17 protein-coding genes are annotated in these 16,131 nt (G+C 39.5%); 7 read left to right on the top strand and 10 right to left on the bottom strand.

Going from position 1 to position 16,131, the window contains the following annotated elements; translation table 11 throughout:
- Positions 1 to 216: 216 nt before the first annotated feature.
- From NQ782_RS01295 to NQ782_RS01280, 4 genes are read right to left on the bottom strand one after another with little or no spacing between them, the layout of a single operon-like run.
- On the bottom strand, positions 217 to 654 hold the full coding sequence (locus tag NQ782_RS01295) for a 2-amino-4-hydroxy-6-hydroxymethyldihydropteridine diphosphokinase (RefSeq protein ID WP_057092832.1): 438 nt from the start codon (positions 652 to 654) through the stop codon (positions 217 to 219).
- Positions 611 to 991 (bottom strand): dihydroneopterin aldolase, encoded by a 381-nt coding sequence (gene folB, locus NQ782_RS01290; protein WP_000338779.1) that lies wholly within the window; start codon positions 989 to 991, stop codon positions 611 to 613. The genes NQ782_RS01295 and folB overlap by 44 nt, the downstream gene beginning before the upstream one ends.
- A gap of 15 nt (positions 992 to 1,006) precedes the next feature.
- The gene (locus NQ782_RS01285; protein ID WP_057092834.1) at positions 1,007 to 2,305 is read right to left on the bottom strand and encodes an AarF/ABC1/UbiB kinase family protein; all 1,299 of its coding nucleotides are present in this window, start codon (positions 2,303 to 2,305) and stop codon (positions 1,007 to 1,009) included.
- 58 nt (positions 2,306 to 2,363) lie between these two features.
- On the bottom strand, positions 2,364 to 3,140 hold the full coding sequence (locus NQ782_RS01280) for a HesA/MoeB/ThiF family protein (RefSeq protein WP_000137898.1): 777 nt from the start codon (positions 3,138 to 3,140) through the stop codon (positions 2,364 to 2,366).
- 169 nt (positions 3,141 to 3,309) lie between these two features.
- On the opposite strand from NQ782_RS01280, the gene NQ782_RS01275 reads away from it, so the two are divergent.
- Positions 3,310 to 3,888: a flavin reductase family protein gene (locus tag NQ782_RS01275; RefSeq protein WP_000083683.1), complete on the top strand. Its 579-nt coding sequence runs from the start codon at positions 3,310 to 3,312 to the stop codon at positions 3,886 to 3,888.
- Between the two features lie 44 nt (positions 3,889 to 3,932).
- Here the strand turns inward: NQ782_RS01275 and NQ782_RS01270 are convergent, their stop codons facing one another.
- From NQ782_RS01270 to NQ782_RS01260, 3 genes are all read right to left on the bottom strand, one after another.
- Positions 3,933 to 5,576 carry an AMP-binding protein gene (locus NQ782_RS01270; protein WP_057092836.1) on the bottom strand — a complete coding sequence of 548 codons (1,644 nt, stop codon included), beginning with the start codon at positions 5,574 to 5,576 and terminating at the stop codon, positions 3,933 to 3,935.
- A gap of 220 nt (positions 5,577 to 5,796) precedes the next feature.
- Entirely contained in the window at positions 5,797 to 6,933 is a 1,137-nt protein-coding gene (locus NQ782_RS01265; protein WP_000602467.1) for an acyl-CoA dehydrogenase family protein, read from the bottom strand.
- An 18-nt stretch (positions 6,934 to 6,951) separates the two neighbouring features.
- Positions 6,952 to 7,722: a 3-hydroxyacyl-CoA dehydrogenase gene (locus NQ782_RS01260; RefSeq protein WP_000701529.1), complete on the bottom strand. Its 771-nt coding sequence runs from the start codon at positions 7,720 to 7,722 to the stop codon at positions 6,952 to 6,954.
- A gap of 166 nt (positions 7,723 to 7,888) precedes the next feature.
- On the opposite strand from NQ782_RS01260, the gene NQ782_RS01255 reads away from it, so the two are divergent.
- Positions 7,889 to 8,917, top strand: coding sequence for an AraC family transcriptional regulator (locus NQ782_RS01255; protein ID WP_057092838.1), 1,029 nt, complete (start codon positions 7,889 to 7,891; stop codon positions 8,915 to 8,917).
- Between the two features lie 7 nt (positions 8,918 to 8,924).
- Here NQ782_RS01255 and prmC read toward each other — a convergent pair whose 3' ends face one another.
- The 3 genes from prmC to NQ782_RS01240 all read right to left on the bottom strand — a co-directional run bounded on the left by prmC (position 8,925) and on the right by NQ782_RS01240 (position 11,864).
- Complete coding sequence (gene prmC / locus NQ782_RS01250) at positions 8,925 to 9,746, bottom strand: peptide chain release factor N(5)-glutamine methyltransferase (RefSeq protein WP_020753303.1); 822 nt, start codon at positions 9,744 to 9,746, stop codon at positions 8,925 to 8,927.
- Positions 9,746 to 10,834 carry a peptide chain release factor 1 gene (gene prfA, locus NQ782_RS01245; protein ID WP_000648005.1) on the bottom strand — a complete coding sequence of 363 codons (1,089 nt, stop codon included), beginning with the start codon at positions 10,832 to 10,834 and terminating at the stop codon, positions 9,746 to 9,748. Before prfA ends, prmC begins: the two co-directional genes overlap by 1 nt.
- Positions 10,835 to 11,024: 190 nt before the next feature.
- Entirely contained in the window at positions 11,025 to 11,864 is an 840-nt protein-coding gene (locus NQ782_RS01240; RefSeq protein WP_057092841.1) for a type 1 glutamine amidotransferase domain-containing protein, read from the bottom strand.
- A 119-nt stretch (positions 11,865 to 11,983) separates the two neighbouring features.
- Here NQ782_RS01240 and NQ782_RS01235 point away from each other — a divergent pair, with 119 nt between their 5' ends.
- The 5 genes from NQ782_RS01235 to NQ782_RS01215 all read left to right on the top strand — a co-directional run bounded on the left by NQ782_RS01235 (position 11,984) and on the right by NQ782_RS01215 (position 16,093).
- Positions 11,984 to 12,886, top strand: coding sequence for a LysR family transcriptional regulator (locus NQ782_RS01235; RefSeq protein WP_057092844.1), 903 nt, complete (start codon positions 11,984 to 11,986; stop codon positions 12,884 to 12,886).
- 197 nt (positions 12,887 to 13,083) lie between these two features.
- A complete protein-coding gene (locus NQ782_RS01230; protein WP_000772605.1) occupies positions 13,084 to 13,506 on the top strand; it encodes a glycine zipper domain-containing protein in 423 nt (140 codons plus the stop codon).
- A gap of 234 nt (positions 13,507 to 13,740) precedes the next feature.
- The gene (locus NQ782_RS01225; protein ID WP_000783724.1) at positions 13,741 to 14,244 is read left to right on the top strand and encodes a hypothetical protein; all 504 of its coding nucleotides are present in this window, start codon (positions 13,741 to 13,743) and stop codon (positions 14,242 to 14,244) included.
- 134 nt (positions 14,245 to 14,378) lie between these two features.
- Complete coding sequence (locus tag NQ782_RS01220; protein WP_023896495.1) at positions 14,379 to 15,383, top strand: LLM class flavin-dependent oxidoreductase; 1,005 nt, start codon at positions 14,379 to 14,381, stop codon at positions 15,381 to 15,383.
- Between the two features lie 146 nt (positions 15,384 to 15,529).
- Positions 15,530 to 16,093, top strand: a complete 564-nt coding sequence (locus NQ782_RS01215; RefSeq protein WP_000020760.1) for a hypothetical protein — start codon at positions 15,530 to 15,532, stop codon at positions 16,091 to 16,093.
- Positions 16,094 to 16,131 lie beyond the last annotated feature (38 nt).

The following is a 16,131-nucleotide window of genomic DNA, read 5'->3' as shown; positions in this document are numbered from 1 at the left end:
GAAATAAGGAGAGATGAAGAGATATCATTTGTTTTTAGTCGGCATAAGACAATGCCAGACTGATGCAAGATGCGCATTTGAGAATTTATAAGCATCTTTATTGTCCTGAAATAACACTAATTTAGTGAATTTCAGTATCGATAAAATGCCCGTAAATTCTCTATTGAAGAAGTCAAAACCCGCGTAAAGTTTGCGTAAAATTTAGTTTGAAAGGCATTAAACTTTAAAATTAACGACTGGATAAAGTGTGCTATCAGCCTTTAAAATTTCACAATGCCAAAGTTCATATAAAGGTATTTTGACATCGAGTGCTAAAGGTAGTTTTTTAGAATTAAATTGCATATGGTCCAGATCACTTCCCCATGCAATCAAATCTACATCTAAAGAAATATGATGCGACGGACGAACACGTCCCGAATCTGTCTCAAGTTTCTTTAAAAAAGATTCAATTTGTTCACAGGCTAAAGTACTTCTTAATAGACATGCTGAATTCCAGTAATCATCTCCAATACCATCTCGGCATGGAATTTGATAAACAGATGAAAACTGCACTTTCCCCAAAGTTGCTAATTGCGTATAAGCAAAAGTAAAGTGCTGATCTGCGTCTAAATTACTCGCTAGGGCGAGCGCAAAAATTGTTTCTGGTGCGTTCAAGACGAATTCCTACAGCGTTTGCTTCTGCAATGATGGCTGGCTTACGGATGGTTATGGTAATTTTTTCAATTGTTGGAAAGGTTTCAAACAAACATTGCAGAACGAGATGTGCTGCATGCTCGATTAATTCGGGCTTAGCTTTCTGAATGGTTTGAGCCGATAATTCACAAATCTGGGCATAGTTGAGTGTGTCCTCAAGCTTGTCAGACGCTGCAGCTCGGCTCAAATCATTATGGATGGTTAAATCCAACATTAAAGGTTGAATGATTTGTCTTTCCCAGTTGAAACAGCCAATCACTGTCTCAACCTTCAAGCCTTCAATAATAATGGCATCCATAAATTTAAACTGACCTTAGTGCTTTAACAACGAAGCAGGTTCCATATTTTGAACCATTTTCAAACGTTGGTCTGCATAAATATCAGTATAAGGTGCGAGTACGCGCATAAAACGATCGAAATAAAGCATTTGCTTAAATAATAAGGCAAAATCTCGAGGGAATTTAATACCATGACGCTCACCAACAGCTACCATATCCATCATGATGTCGTTTAAATCGGCTGGATTAGAAGCCAAAATCTGCTGTGGATCGGCCATTAACACACCATTAAATAAACGCTCTAGGTCTTGTGCTAAAACCTGAACGTCAATTTTATTATGGGTCATACCCATTTTGAGCATGTTTTCAGCCATTGCCTGATAATCAGTTTTTTGTAAAGCATCCATAAATGCAATACATGCTGTCCAAACTTCCGGCTTTAACTGCCCCACGATACCAAAATCGATAAAACCAATACGTCCATCTTCAAGCAACATTAGGTTCCCAGCATGTAAGTCCGCATGGAAGCTCTTACATAACATTAAGCTACCAAACCATGTGTTCATGGCAGTAATGAGTGCTTGCGATGGATCTTTAGCATATTGTTTAACCACGCTAAAGTCTGTCAAAGGGACCCCATATAAACGCTGCATGGTCAAAACACGGCGCGTAGAAAACTGATGATAAACTTTAGGTGCAGTAGCAGCTTGGTTTTGGGAAATATTTAAATATTCCACAAAGTCATCTAAATTTTGTGCTTCTTCAATGAAATCGACTTCACGCACCATACGGGTTTTAATTTCATCAACAATGTCAGAAAGAGCGGCAAATTTAATTTTAGGTACCGCACGTTCAAGCAATTTAGCAGCCCAATGCACCACATTTAGGTCAGTGTACAAAATGGTTTCAACACCCGGTTTTTGTACTTTAATAACGACATCTTCACCAGTAGTTAGTTTAGCCGCATGAACCTGAGCAATTGAGGCAGAAGCTAGTGGTGTTTCATCGATATAACTAAAAATCTGGCTTAAATCACGCCCTTCAAACTCAGACGCAAGTACACCTTGAATATAGCTAAAAGGTAAAGTTGGGGTCTGGTCTAAACAGCCTTGGAATTCTTCTACATACTCACGTGGGAATAGCGATGGGGTACTCGCGATAAACTGACCAAGCTTAATATATGTTGAGCCAAGCGACTCAAAAGTCTCACGCATAAGTTTGGCATTACTTGGCTTATCAGTTGCATACTTAATACCGGCTTTAGCCGCAACTACTGCGGTTTCACCGATGCGGGCAACAGAGCGCAATCCATCAAATAAAATATTTTTTTTCATATTTCTTTAAAACCAGAATATTCAAATCAAGTGTAGCAAATTTTGGTTTATTTGCTGATTAGCTTGCCTGACAAAGTGGACAATTTATGTCTTTATCAAAATTAACAATACGTTGCATCATATTTAACCCATCCCAAAGTAACAGTTTTTGTTTTAGCGGCGTTCTGTTTAGTCCTAAATACAATAAAGTGTGATGTGCTTGTAATGACGCAATCATTACAGGTGTAGTCGCAAGCACACCAGATTCCGCACATCGCAGCCCTTCATTGGCATGTTGTTCTTTCGGGAACAAACATTCATAACAAGCTGAATCACCTTCAACCATAAACATTTGCGCCTGAAAACCAATTGCAGAAGCGCTAATTAATGCGACTTGATGCTTTTTACAAGCTGCATTCACTAAATAACGCGTTGTAAAGTTATCACAGCCATCTAAAACGACGTCTTGATGTTCAACTAGTTTATCAATGTTATGTTCGTCTAAACGTTCGTTAAAGTATTCAACACAGATATAAGGGTTAATTTTCTGTAACCGTTTAGCTAAAACTTCAGCTTTATAACGTCCAATATCTTCATGACCAAATGCGATTTGACGTTGTAAATTACTTATCTCAATGGTATCTGCATCAATGAGGGTAATTTTCCCAACTCCTGCTCGTGCAAGTAGTTCCGCGCTACTACAACCTATTCCGCCAGCACCGACAATTAATACATTGGCGAGTTTAAGTTTTTCCTGAGCTTCAATATCCCATCCATCAAGTAAAATCTGACGGCTATAGAGATGCATTTCTTCATCACTTAACTCTACAAAATCGATATCTTGAAGCTCGGTCACACGTTAATCCTTTCACTTAGAAGCCAAGTGATTTTATGACTAAGTTCGTCATTAGGAAAGCTATAAAATGGAAACAACTTTTTTATTCGGTTAATCCCCTATTACATTACTTCTCACATGCTTTCTGCAACAATAGAGCTATCCCTTTTCTGTATTACTTAGGCTAAATATGTCCCAATCATATATTGCACCAGTAGAGTTAGAAAAAGCTTATCGTTTGTTAAATCATGGTCCAACTGTACTAGTCTCTGCTCAGCATGGTGATGACCGTAACGTGATGGCTGCCGCATGGGCATGTGCCTTAGAGTTTAAGCCTGCCAAAGTGACTGTCGTTTTAGATAAAAGCACTAAAACCCGACAGCTGGTTGAGCAAAGTGGTTATTTCACACTACAAGTTCCTTGCTATGCACAGCTCAATATGACCAAGCAACTTGGTACCATTAGCAAATTAGATGACCCACAAAAACTTGAACACTGCGGGGTTGAGCTGTTTTACCAAAAAGATCTGACCAGTCCGCTTGTATCAGGTTGTATCGCATGGCTGGTATGTAAACTTATTCCTGAACCACATAATCAGTCAGCTCATGACCTATTTATTGGTTCTGTTGTAGGTGCATGGGCAGATAGTCGCGTTTTTAGAGATGGGCACTGGCATTTTCAAGATGCACCAAAAGAACTTCGTAGCCTGCACTATATTGCTGGTGGAACATTTTATTTAATTGGTGAGGAAGTGAAAGCCGATCTTTAATATAAAGAATAAAGGGAAATTCTAAATATTTCCCTTTGTTCAAATTAGCTTGCGTAGGCTTGCTGCATTTTTGCAATTTCTTGCTGCTTCAACAGTCCTCTTTGAATTTTTCCGCTCGTGGTTTTCGGTAGACTGTCCACAAACTCAATTTCCTTTGGATAAGCATGACGAGATAAACGGTTACGAACATATTGCTGTAACTTATCTTTTAATGTTTCACACGCTTGATAAGCAGGCTTAAGTACCACAAAAGCTTTGACTATTTCGGTTCGTTCCGGATCTGGCTTACCAATTACTGCTGACTCTAATACGGCCTCACACTCTAATAAAGTACTTTCAACATCAAATGGTCCAACTCTATAGCCCGAAGTTGTAATGACATCGTCAGCACGACCCACAAAATTAATGCCCCCATGTTCGTTTAAAGTGACCGTGTCACCAGTTAAATAGTATTTGCCAACAAAGGCTTTGCGATTATTGCCACCATAACCTTTAAACCACATCAATGGAGATTGCTCCGAGTCCATTGCCAAAATACCAACACCACCAGTTGGCAATTCTTGATAATTTTGGTCTAACACCGCAAAACGATGTCCAGGTATTGCAAAACCAGCTGAACCTACTTTTAATGGATGCTCAAGAGCATGATGATTTGCAATCACCATCCCTAGCTCAGTTTGGCCATATTGATCAAAAATATTGACCTCTAAATCCTGCTTAAACCAGTTCACAACCTCAGGAGTTAATGGCTCACCTGCACTGCTCACTACGCGTAAATGTTGTTTAATTGAAGGGTCAAATTTTTCCTTAAAACCAAAGAACATGCGAAATGCTGTAGGCGATCCTGTTAAATTACTTACTTTATATTTTTTAATTAATTCTATTGCCTGATCTACATTAAATGAACGCTCATCCATAATAATGCTATGCCCCAAGCTTAAAGGCCCGGTAATGCCATAATACAATCCATACGCCCAGCCCGGATCTGCCAGATTCCAGAACATATCCTCTTCACGCAAATCGACAGCATGAGTCATATAACCTTTAAATGCTAAAATTGCTTTTAGTGGAACGGGTACAGACTTCGCAAGTCCAGTTGTGCCTGAGGTAAACATCATTAAAAAGTCATCATCAAAGCTACGATTTACTGGCTCACATTGCTCAGAATATCGTTGTAAAGATTGCCAAAAATCAAAGTCATGCTCAGATAAAAGACCTGTTTGATGAACAGTTACAATAACCGGAACATTCAAGGTATTCAGTTTAGGGCGCTGTTCATCATTGGTCACAATCAATTTAGTTTGAGCAGTCGTAATTCGGTGATCAATCGATTTTGCTTCAAAGGCAGTAAATAAAGGCTGATAAATAGCGCCTATACGCCATGCTGCCAAAATTGTAATTAATAACTCAGGCGTTCTTGGTAGAAGTCCTGCAATACAATCTCCAGCTTGAATTCCTTGTGCTTTAAAGAAGTTAGCAAGTTTTCCAGAAAGTTCAGCAAGTTGTTCGAACGTATAGAGCTCTGCCTGTCCGTTTTTTCCTTCCCAAATGAGCGCTGTTTTATTTTTTCCTACATAACGCTCACAGCACTCAACATAAGCATTTATCGCTTGGGGGCGCCCAACAAGTTGCTCTTCAATGAGTTTTTCAAGATCAAATTGCTGATAAGCTTCTGCCAAAGTTTTCATGATGCTCACCTTCATTCCGTTTGATGATTGATTTTGTGTAAGGCCACAAAATCTGTCCTGACTGTTATTGTTTTAGCTAAAGCTCGAAGAATATTTCTTCAACTTTCCCATCTATTTCAAACAAAACTAATAGCAAAAATGCATCATTTCAATTGCAAGAAACCGCACATGGTGTGCGGCTTCTTGCAGTTTTAAGTTTAAAAACTCAATACCTTATGATCTAAACTTGAGCCACTTCACGAGCAATCACCAAACGCTGAATATCAGAAGCACCTTCATAAATCTGGCTTACACGGACATCACGATAAATTCTCTCAACAGGGAAATCACTGACGTATCCATAACCGCCATGAATCTGGATTGCATCCGAACATACTCGCTCAGCCATAGTTGATGCAAAGAGTTTGGCCATTGAGGCCTCTTTTAAACAAGGTAGTCCCGCATCTTTTAAAGTTGCCGCATGCAAAACTAGCTGATGTGCCGCTTCAATCTGGGTTGCCATATCAGCTAAGCGAAAACCAACCGCCTGATGCTGAACCAGCTCTACACCGAAGGCCTTACGCTCGTTTGCATATTGTACGGCTGCATCAAAAGCAGCTCTTGCCATACCAACAGATTGAGCCGCAATACCAATACGACCGGCCGCTAAATTAGATAATGCAATTTTATAACCTTCACCTTCTTGTCCCACCAAATTTTCTAAAGGAATCCGGCAGTCCTCTAACGTAATGGTTGCGGTGTCCGAAGCATGTTGACCCATTTTGTCTTCAATACGAGTCACCAAGTAGCCTTGTGTATTCGTGGGTACAAGAAAACACGAAATGCCTTTTTTGCCAGCCTGTTTATCTGTAACCGCAAATACCAAAGCCACTTGAGCATTTTTACCACTGGTAATAAATTGCTTTACGCCATTGAGTACCCAATGGTCGCCATCTCGCTCTGCTTTACATAAAATCGCGCTCGCATCGGAACCGACATGTGGCTCAGTTAAACAAAAGCATCCTAGCCATTCACCAGAGGCAAATTTTGGCAAATAGGTTTGTTTTTGCTGCTCTGAACCGTATGCCAGTGTAATACCGCAAATCAAAGAGTTTTGTACGCTTACGATTGTCGAAATAGCACCATCGCCTGCGGCAATTTCCTCAATTGCGAGTACCAAAGATACATAATCCATTCCGGCACCGCCCCATTCATCGGGCACAGTCATCCCCATAGCGCCTAGGGCACCTAAGTCTTTTAATTCCTGAGCCGGAAATTCATGGGTCTTATCGCGATGTGCAGCAGTTGGTTTTAACTGATTTTGCGCATAGTTACGCATCATCTCCTGAACCATACTTTGTTCAGCATTTAGAATCATTTCAACATCCTTATTTTATTATTTTGCTGCCATGCGAATTGCACCATCTAAACGGATGACTTCACCATTTAAGTAAGAGTTTTCAGCAATATGGGCAACCAAACGAGCAAACTCTTCTGGTTTTCCTAAACGAGATGGGTACGGCACCATTTGTCCCAAAGCATCTTGTACATTTTGTGGCATACCCTTAAGCATTGGAGTTTCCATAATTCCCGGTGCAATGGTCATAATACGAATGGCATGTCGTGCTAGCTCACGAGCAATCGGCAAAGTCATCGCCACAATAGCGCCTTTTGATGCAGAATAAGCTGCCTGTCCAATTTGACCGTCAAATGCCGCAACAGAAGCAGTGTTCACAATGATGCCACGGTCTTCTTCACCCGCTTCCACCGTGTTTTTACTCATTGCATCTGCTGCAAAACGCAGCATGTTAAATGTACCTGTGACATTAATATTTAAAGTTTTTGCAAATAACCCCAAGTCATGAACGCCCTCACGGCCAACTACTTTTGCAGAAGGGCCAATACCGGCACAATTAACCAAACCATGCAAATGACCATGTTTGGCCAACACATCTTTAAAGAACTGCTCAGCAGCTGCTTCATCGGTTACATCAAGTTTTACAAAGTCAGCTTTTGATCCTAGTTGTTTCGCCTGCTGCTCACCTGCTTCTATATTCATGTCCACTAATGTGACTGAGGCACCCTGCTTTACCAAATACTCAGCAGTCGCAGCCCCTAAACCAGAGCCACCACCTGTAATCACAAAATGTTTCCCTTGAATTTTCATTATGTAATGTCCTATAGAAATGTTCTTTAAGCTTAGTAGTGAGAGTAAAAGTTGTTTTTTTCCGATACAATTTCAAAAAACCTCAAAATGCTTGCAGCTTTTGATCAATCCAAATTTTGAATATGAAATATTTCACTTGAAATACGTAAAAAAATGAGTCTTTGACATGGTTGTCCAATCTTCTTTAAGTAAAGGAACAATTTCGATTGCACTGGTACATGAAGCATTAAGTGCGGCTTATGCCAAAGGGCTCAATACTCAAATTATTTTGAATAAAGCTGGCATTCCTGCTGAATTACTTATGACACCTAAAGCGCGTGTTCCGGTAGCAACGTATGCACAATTATGGATAGAACTTGCCAATGCCATGGATGACGAGTTTTTTGGCATGGATAGGCACCCTATGCGCCGTGGTAGTTATAAATTACTTACAAAACTCGTCAGTACGGCTGAAACTTTAGAAAAAGCGCTCTACGATATTTTGAAGTTTTTTAATTTTGTGCTTGACGATATACGAGGAGAACTCATTCGAGAACAAGAAAAAGCTTATTTGGTGATTCATGATCAAGAACAACCCAAACGTATGTTTACCTACGCAACCTTTTTAATGTTGGTACATGGGCTTATGTGTTGGTTAGTCGATCAAAGAATTGGCTTAAACCATATTGCTGTACGTTGTCCAAAACCGAACGATATTCAAGATTATTTGGTACGCTTTTGTGAAGATATACAATTTAATGCCGAGACAAATCAGATTGAATTTGATGCCCACTATTTAGATATTAAAATTAAAAAAGATAAAAAAGCGCTTTATGATTTTTTAGAGCAAACTCCACAAAATCTTTTAGTTCGTTTTAAAAATGAAAATGCATTGAGTGTTGTTATTCGGCGTCATTTATTAAAACTTCACCCAGCCGAATGGCCTGAACTCAAAGATGTCGCACAGCAGCTCAATATTTCAGAAGCTACCGTTCAACGCCGACTTAAACATGAAGGAGTGAGTTATCAACAAATTAAAAATGAAATTCGCTGTGATATTGCAATTGAACGTTTAAGCAAAAGCAATGATTCAATACAAGATATTAGTGAAGACTTAAATTTCCATGATCCAAGTGCTTTTCACCGTGCTTTTAAAAAATGGACGGGTGTCAGCCCCGGCGCTTATCGGGAAGCAACCCTTAACTCTACAGCTTGAGTTATTCTTATTTTATTAATAATGATGCCAAAGTGACTCGATCATTTTGGCCATAGTCTTGTATAGTTCTAATCTCACTAAAACCATGCTCTGCGAAAATGCCTCGAACAGCTTGCCCCTGATCGTAACCATGTTCCAGTGCAATCCAGCCTTGTGGTTTTAACCAGTTTTTGCCTTGGGCAATAATAATTTCAATATCGGCTAACCCATGATGGTCTGCAACCAATGCACGGCGCGGCTCTGTTGCCAAAGCTTGCATGTGTTCATCCTCAGGGTCAATGTACGGCGGATTAGAAACAATTAAATCAAATTGTTGGGGTTCTAGTGCTTCATACCAAACGCCACAAGCAAATTTCACATGATGCAAGCCGTGTGTTTGTGCATTTTCTTTTGCGACTTCTAAAGTAGGTGCGTAAATATCAGTTGCTGTGACGAACCAGTCTGGACGTTCACTTGCCAATGCAAGCGCAATTGCACCTGTTCCCGTTCCCAAATCCACGATATTTGCATTCTTTGGCAAATTTAGATTTAAAACAGTTTCAACTAAAACCTCAGTATCTGGTCGTGGCACTAAAGTATCCGACGTTACTTTTAAATCGAGCGTCCAAAATGGCTGCGAACCTGTCACATAGGCTAAAGGCTCACCATTTTGGATACGTTCAAGACCAGCCAAGTAATCTTGCTCTTGTTGGGCTGTTAACTCTTGCTCAAGTCTGAACTTTAATTCGAGAGAATTGATTTTTAGAAAATGCTCAAGTAACCAAGCATTTTCCTGTCGTTCATAACTGTCAGGCTCACCACGAATTGCAAGCGCTTGAGCAATATTCATTAGCCGCCATTTTCCTGTGCAAGCATCGCAAGCTGATCTGCCTGATATTCACGATGTAAACTATCGAGCAATTCCGTTAGATCACCTTCCATAATGGCATCTAACTTATATAAAGTTAGGTTAATACGGTGATCCGTCATACGTCCTTGCGGGTAGTTATAAGTACGGATACGTTCAGAGCGGTCACCAGAACCGACCAAATCACGGCGCATTTCAGAAGTTGCTGCATCGGCTGCTGCACGTTTAGCATTTTCTAGACGTGATACTAGCAATGCCATCGCCTTAGCTTTATTTTTATGCTGTGAACGTTCTTCTTGGCACTCAACGACTGTACCGGTTGGAATGTGAGTAATACGTACTGCCGAATCGGTTTTGTTAATGTGCTGACCACCCGCACCTGACGCACGGTAAGTATCAATACGCAAATCTGCCGGGTTAATTTCAACGTTAGTATCAACGTCAATTTCAGGCAAGATTGCTACTGTACAAGCTGACGTATGCACACGACCTTGTGATTCAGTTGCTGGAACACGTTGTACACGATGCGCGCCACTTTCGAACTTTAAGCGGCCATACACACCATCACCATCTACACGGCAAATGACTTCTTTAAAACCACCATGCTCGCCTTCATTTTCAGAAAGGACTTCAATACGCCAACCTTGCGATTCGGCATATTTGCTATACATACGGAATAAATCGCCTGAGAAAATTGCAGCTTCATCACCGCCCGTCCCAGCACGAATTTCTAAATATGCAGCATTAGAGTCATTTGGATCTTTTGGAATCATCAAAATATTAAGCTGGCTTTCTAATTCTTCAAGCAATGCTTTATTTGCTTGAATTTCTTCTTCTGCCATATCTTTAAAGTCAGGGTCCGACTTCATCATTTCAGCAGTTTCAATATCTTCTTCTGCTTGACGGTATTTGCCCCAAACTTCGGTAATTTCAGTTAAATCACTATGTTCACGAGACAGTTTACGGAAACGTTTGTTATCGGAAATCACTTCTGCATCTGCAAGCAATGCAGTAAGTTCTTCATGACGATCACAGAGTTGATCAAGACGTAAACGGAGTGACGCTTTCATAAGAGGAAATATCTCAAAAGTCCAAAAAACTTATCTAGATAAATATAAGAAGATAAGCCAAATCATAAAAATAGCGCATAGTTTACAGTTTATGCCGATTAAATAACATATGTAATCCTTTAAAACGTTAACTTTCCAAATCCATATAATAAAAGAGACTTTATTTATAAAGTCTCTTTAACCTTTATAGTTATTTTAATTTTTCTAATAAAGTTTTACCGACAAGAACAGCCGAAGCTGGATTTTGTCCAGTAATAAGTTCACGATCCACCACTACATTTGGCGACCAAGCTTTCGTATTGCTTTGATATTTTGCTCCAAGTGACTCTAATGCAGTTTGTGGATAGAACTTCATCTCACCACCTTTTAATAAGCTCTTCGCTTGCTCTTCTTCTTGATTGCTAATTACTGTCATCTGATAATTTTTATAAATCCATTCTCCAGTTTTAACTTTTTTACCTTGTTCAAATTGCTTAACGGCTTCCGCAGCATGAGGTAAAGTTGACATCAGGGCTATAGGACCATGACAAACCAAAGCTGTAGGCTTTCCTGCATTATGAAAAGCCGTGAGAACTTTACCAAGCTGTTTATCTTTTAATAGGTCTTGCATAGGCGCATGTCCGCCTGGAATATAAATAGCATCAAATTGATCTATACCAATTTGCTCAATACGCGCCAGACTTACAACAGGAGAATCTTGAGCAGAAGTTAACTTTAGATCATGCAATAAGTCTGCATACTGCTTTAATGCTTTTTCATCTTGATTAAAATACATTGCATTATTTGATGACTCATCTAACGTTGGAGCTTTCCCCTTTGGAGTGGCAAATGTTACGGTATGCCCTGCATCTAAAAGCATTTTTGTAGGCTGCATCAACTCATTAAGATAAAAGCCCGTTTTAAAAACCTGCTTATTCTTTAGCTCTAACTGTCCTTCATCAGACAATACAACCAATACATGAGCGGCATTTGCACTTAATGCTGCCGAAGCTGCAATCATTGCAACCATTATTTTATTTAACTTCTTCATTATTCGACCTTCATTCCAAGCATTTGCTGGATTTATAACTGGGATGGATATATTCTATTTTTACCCCAGAGGTAGAAAAACAACTCATTTCACAAATCTTTTTTGCGTTTGAGGACAAAATGTCTCGCCAATTTGACCATCTTGCCGATGTTGAAGTGTTTTTAATTGTGGCTGAAAAGCTTTCTATTAGTGCAGCTGCAATTGATTTATCTACAACGCCTTCGGTCATTAGTAGAACAATTACAAGACTCGAGAAAAAATTAGGTATCCAGTTTTTTAGAAGAACTACTCGTCATTTAAGTCTGACCGAAGCAGGCCAGCTTTACTATGAAAAAATGCAACATGCTTTTCAGTTAATTGACCATGCTGAACGCGTGGTTCAAGGTGAACAACTACAAATTTCTGGAAAAATTAAATTAAGTGTACCTACGACTTATGGACACTATCGTCTACCACCCTTATTAGAAAAATTTCTTTTGAAATATCCGGACATTCAAATTGAAATTAGTATTTCTAATCGAAACGTTGACTTAATTGCTGAGGGTTTTGATTTAGCCATCCGTCAAGGAAAACTTCCTAACAGCACCCTTATTGCTAGGCCTTTAGAGCAAGCACCTTTAAAACTTGTTGCCTCACCTGCTTATTTGAAACGCATGGGTATTCCAAAAAATTTGGAAGAATTAAAACATCATCAATGTATTGCCTTTGAATTGCCCAGTAACGGCAAAATAACCCCATGGTTTTTAAAAAATGATAATGAGGAAATTCAATGGATACCAACAAATCGAATTTTAGTAAAAGAAGATATTGTGGGTGTGGTAACTCTTGCTGAAAGTGGGCTAGGTATATGTCAAAGTTACGACTTTATTGTTAATGAAAAAATTCAACAAGGAAAACTACAACCTATACTTACTACATATGCAGGTCATACACGTCCTTTTTCTTTGTTATATGCGCAGCATAAACACATGTCCTCTGCTACCCGAGCTTTAATTGATTTCTTATGTTCAAATGATGACTAGCTAAACTGAATATATGTAAATGGTATTTAATTTTTCTAGTTGAATAGTAAATATTCTATTTTAATAGAAAGCATACAAAGAAGACACTAAACTCCAATAATCGAATGAAGGTTCTCCACATTTAAAGAGAAGTGTTTTGTTACATTTGCCGTAACGAAAGATATTAAGGTCCTGTAACTTGGGACACGGAGTAAATGATGAAATTAAATGCTTTATTATGTAGTGCTGTTTTAGCTACTTCTATGGTAACTGTAGCACATGCTGACAACACAACTCATGTAGCAGCAGCTTCTGCTTTAGGTAGTATCGCTGGCACTGCAATTGGTAAAAGCATGGGTGGTACATCTGGCGCAACAATTGGTGCTGCTTTAGGTGGTGCTGGTGGTGCAGCAGTTGCAAGTGACCGTCGTCACCGTACAGAATCTGCAATTGGTGGTGGTTTAGGTGGCGGTGCAGGTTATACTGTTGGTAAAAGCATGGGTGGTACAAACGGTGGTTACATCGGTGCTGCTTTAGGTGCAGCTGGTGGTTCTGCTTTAGGTAATAAAATTTCTAAAGACCGTGATGCAGATCGTTCTTCTAAGTATTGGAAGAAAAAACATCGTCATCATCGTCACTAATTACCGTGATGAAATCGGCTTAAAAACACCTTCGGGTGTTTTTTTATAACCAAAAATTTTGGTTTCCAAGATAGTTGCTCATAGTTTATCCACATATTAATAGAAACAATACAAAGCAGACACAAAACTATCGTATCAGCATGTGCCTTCTTCATAATTTTCTCGAAATTTTTAATTACATTTAGCTCAAGACATAAAGATTGCTCGTTATTGAAAAGAGCATGGAGTTCCACAATGAAAATGAATGTTTGGTTAGCAAGTGCATTAATCGCAACAACATCTATGGTTACAGTTGCTCATGCAGATAATGGTACCCGTGTAGCGGCAACTTCTGCTCTAGGTAGTGTAGTAGGAACAGCAATCGGTAAAAGTATCGGCGGTACATCAGGTGCAACAATTGGTGCAGCTTTAGGTGGTGCTGGTGGTGCAGCAGCAGCAAGTGACCGCCGTAACCGTACAGAAGCGGCTATTGGTGGTGCTTTAGGCGGTGGCGCAGGTTACACCGTTGGTAAAAACATGGGCGGTACAAATGGCGGATATATCGGTGCAGCAGTTGGTGCCGCTGGTGGTTCTGCTCTAGGTCGTAAAGTTGCCCAAGATCGTAACTATGATGACCGTTATGACCGTCGTTATGATCGTGATGACCGTAGATATTATGATGGTGATCGCCGCTATTACAGAGGTGGTAACTACCGTCATGACAACGGTTTACACCGTGGTTGGTACAAACATCGTTAATTTATATATCAATCTAAAAAAGCACCCTAGTGGTGCTTTTTTATTTTAGGAAGAAAGCCATATCGAAAAAAAACGATATACATTGGCTTCTTTATATCGTATTATTTCGATATAACGTTTTCCGAGAATATCGCATGCGATCACTTCAAGATACTAAATTTTCAATTTTGGAGCTTGCCCCTATACGTGATGATAAAACTATTGAGTTTTCATTACGTCATGCACTAGAGCTTGCCCAACATGCAGAAAAGTTAGGTTATGACCGTTTTTGGCTTGCAGAACATCATAATATGGATGGAATTGCGAGTTCGGCAACAGCTGTTTTACTTGGTTTTATCGCGGCTCATACCCAGCGCATTCGTTTAGGTTCAGGCGGGATCATGCTGCCAAACCATGCTCCCTTAGTGGTTGCAGAACAATTCGGTACATTAGCTACTTTATATCCAGACCGTATTGAGTTAGGTTTAGGTCGCGCTCCAGGTACAGATCAGGTCACCATGCGTGCCTTACGCCGCGGACATCAGGAAACAGAAGATCAGTTCCCGAGAGATGTTGTAGAAATCTTGCAATATTTCAAAGCACCTCAAGTGGGCCAAAAGATTATTGCGACACCTGGACAAAATACTCATGTACCTGTCTGGCTGTTAGGTTCAAGCTTATTTAGTGCCCAGTTGGCTGCAAAACTTGGTTTACCCTACTCATTTGCATCACATTTTGCACCACGTATGCTTGGTCAAGCCATTGAACTTTATCGTGAGAATTTCGAGCCTTCTGAATATCTAGATAAACCTTACGTTTCAATGGGTGTTCCAGTTGTCGTTGCAAGCACAGATGAAGAGGCACAGTTCTTGGCAACAAGTGCTTATCAACGTGTATTAGGATTAATTCGTGGGGAAAGCCTCAAACTTAAGCCACCAGTTACATCTATGCAGGGATTATGGAACACGGCAGAACAACTTTCTGTTGAAAACTTCTATACGATGGCGCAAATCGGTTCAGTTGAAACAGTACGTTCGGGTCTGCAAAAACTTCTGGACACTTATGAAGTCGATGAGTTTATTTTTACTTGTGATGTATACGACACAGTTAAACGCTTAGATAGTTTCACCCAATTAATGCAAGTAAAATCAGGTAATTAATATATACGCGACATCTCATGTTTGAATCTATATCAAGCATGAGATAACCACCTATCTGAAAATACTTTACCCAGACTCCTTGCTTGGTTATTTATATTAAAACGATAAAAATCATCATAAATGAAAACCAAAAGGACTTTTGGAAAATGAGTATTGATCTTAAAAATAATGTCGCTAAATCAGCTATTTTTCAAAATACAGTTGAGGATTTTGAAGCCTTCACTGGTAAAATTCTGCCATCAAATAAACTTAAAGAATTTGATTTTTCTCATTTAAATGTAGCCATTATTGGAACGGATCAGGAGACCGTAACGCATTTAGAAAAAATCTGCCAACAGGCAAAATTTGTAACGGTATTTCAAATTACGCCTCACTTTATTTTACCTCACAGTCAAATCGGTATACATCGATTAATTACTCATCCACTTATTGCCAAGAACCGGAGGTTATTTAACAATCGTGTTAAAAGCATCTTAGCTTTACGTTTTCTTGAAACCCAAGTAAATGAAACATGGCTTAAACGACTTTTGACGCCCAATACCGCACGGGCCAATAAAACATTTTTTAAATCGGATAGCTACTATACGGCACTGCAAAGACCAAATTGCAAACTACAAACTTGGCCGATTGTAAAAGTTACCGATACAGCCATTTATAGTATGGATGGCACTCAACGACCCGTTGATATCATTATCAGAACTACTCCTTAAAAATAAAAAAGCATGGCTGATAGACCATGCTTTTTTTC

It is taken from the genome of Acinetobacter sp. BD54 (genome assembly GCF_044778325.1).
In the GTDB taxonomy this organism is placed as follows: domain Bacteria; phylum Pseudomonadota; class Gammaproteobacteria; order Pseudomonadales; family Moraxellaceae; genus Acinetobacter; species Acinetobacter baumannii.
This window is presented reverse-complemented; position numbering and strand designations above follow the sequence as displayed.

Coding starts and splice junctions, on each gene's coding strand:
- folB (WP_000338779.1), bottom strand. CDS start 991: ATGGATGCCATTATTATTGAAGGCTTGAAGGTTGAGACAGTGATTGGC.
- NQ782_RS01285 (WP_057092834.1), bottom strand. CDS start 2,305: ATGAAAAAAAATATTTTATTTGATGGATTGCGCTCTGTTGCCCGCATC.
- NQ782_RS01275 (WP_000083683.1), top strand. CDS start 3,310: ATGTCCCAATCATATATTGCACCAGTAGAGTTAGAAAAAGCTTATCGT.
- NQ782_RS01270 (WP_057092836.1), bottom strand. CDS start 5,576: ATGAAAACTTTGGCAGAAGCTTATCAGCAATTTGATCTTGAAAAACTC.
- NQ782_RS01265 (WP_000602467.1), bottom strand. CDS start 6,933: ATGATTCTAAATGCTGAACAAAGTATGGTTCAGGAGATGATGCGTAAC.
- NQ782_RS01260 (WP_000701529.1), bottom strand. CDS start 7,722: ATGAAAATTCAAGGGAAACATTTTGTGATTACAGGTGGTGGCTCTGGT.
- NQ782_RS01255 (WP_057092838.1), top strand. CDS start 7,889: ATGGTTGTCCAATCTTCTTTAAGTAAAGGAACAATTTCGATTGCACTG.
- prmC (WP_020753303.1), bottom strand. CDS start 9,746: ATGAATATTGCTCAAGCGCTTGCAATTCGTGGTGAGCCTGACAGTTAT.
- prfA (WP_000648005.1), bottom strand. CDS start 10,834: ATGAAAGCGTCACTCCGTTTACGTCTTGATCAACTCTGTGATCGTCAT.
- NQ782_RS01240 (WP_057092841.1), bottom strand. CDS start 11,864: ATGAAGAAGTTAAATAAAATAATGGTTGCAATGATTGCAGCTTCGGCA.
- NQ782_RS01235 (WP_057092844.1), top strand. CDS start 11,984: ATGTCTCGCCAATTTGACCATCTTGCCGATGTTGAAGTGTTTTTAATT.
- NQ782_RS01230 (WP_000772605.1), top strand. CDS start 13,084: ATGAAATTAAATGCTTTATTATGTAGTGCTGTTTTAGCTACTTCTATG.
- NQ782_RS01225 (WP_000783724.1), top strand. CDS start 13,741: ATGAAAATGAATGTTTGGTTAGCAAGTGCATTAATCGCAACAACATCT.
- NQ782_RS01220 (WP_023896495.1), top strand. CDS start 14,379: ATGCGATCACTTCAAGATACTAAATTTTCAATTTTGGAGCTTGCCCCT.
- NQ782_RS01215 (WP_000020760.1), top strand. CDS start 15,530: ATGAGTATTGATCTTAAAAATAATGTCGCTAAATCAGCTATTTTTCAA.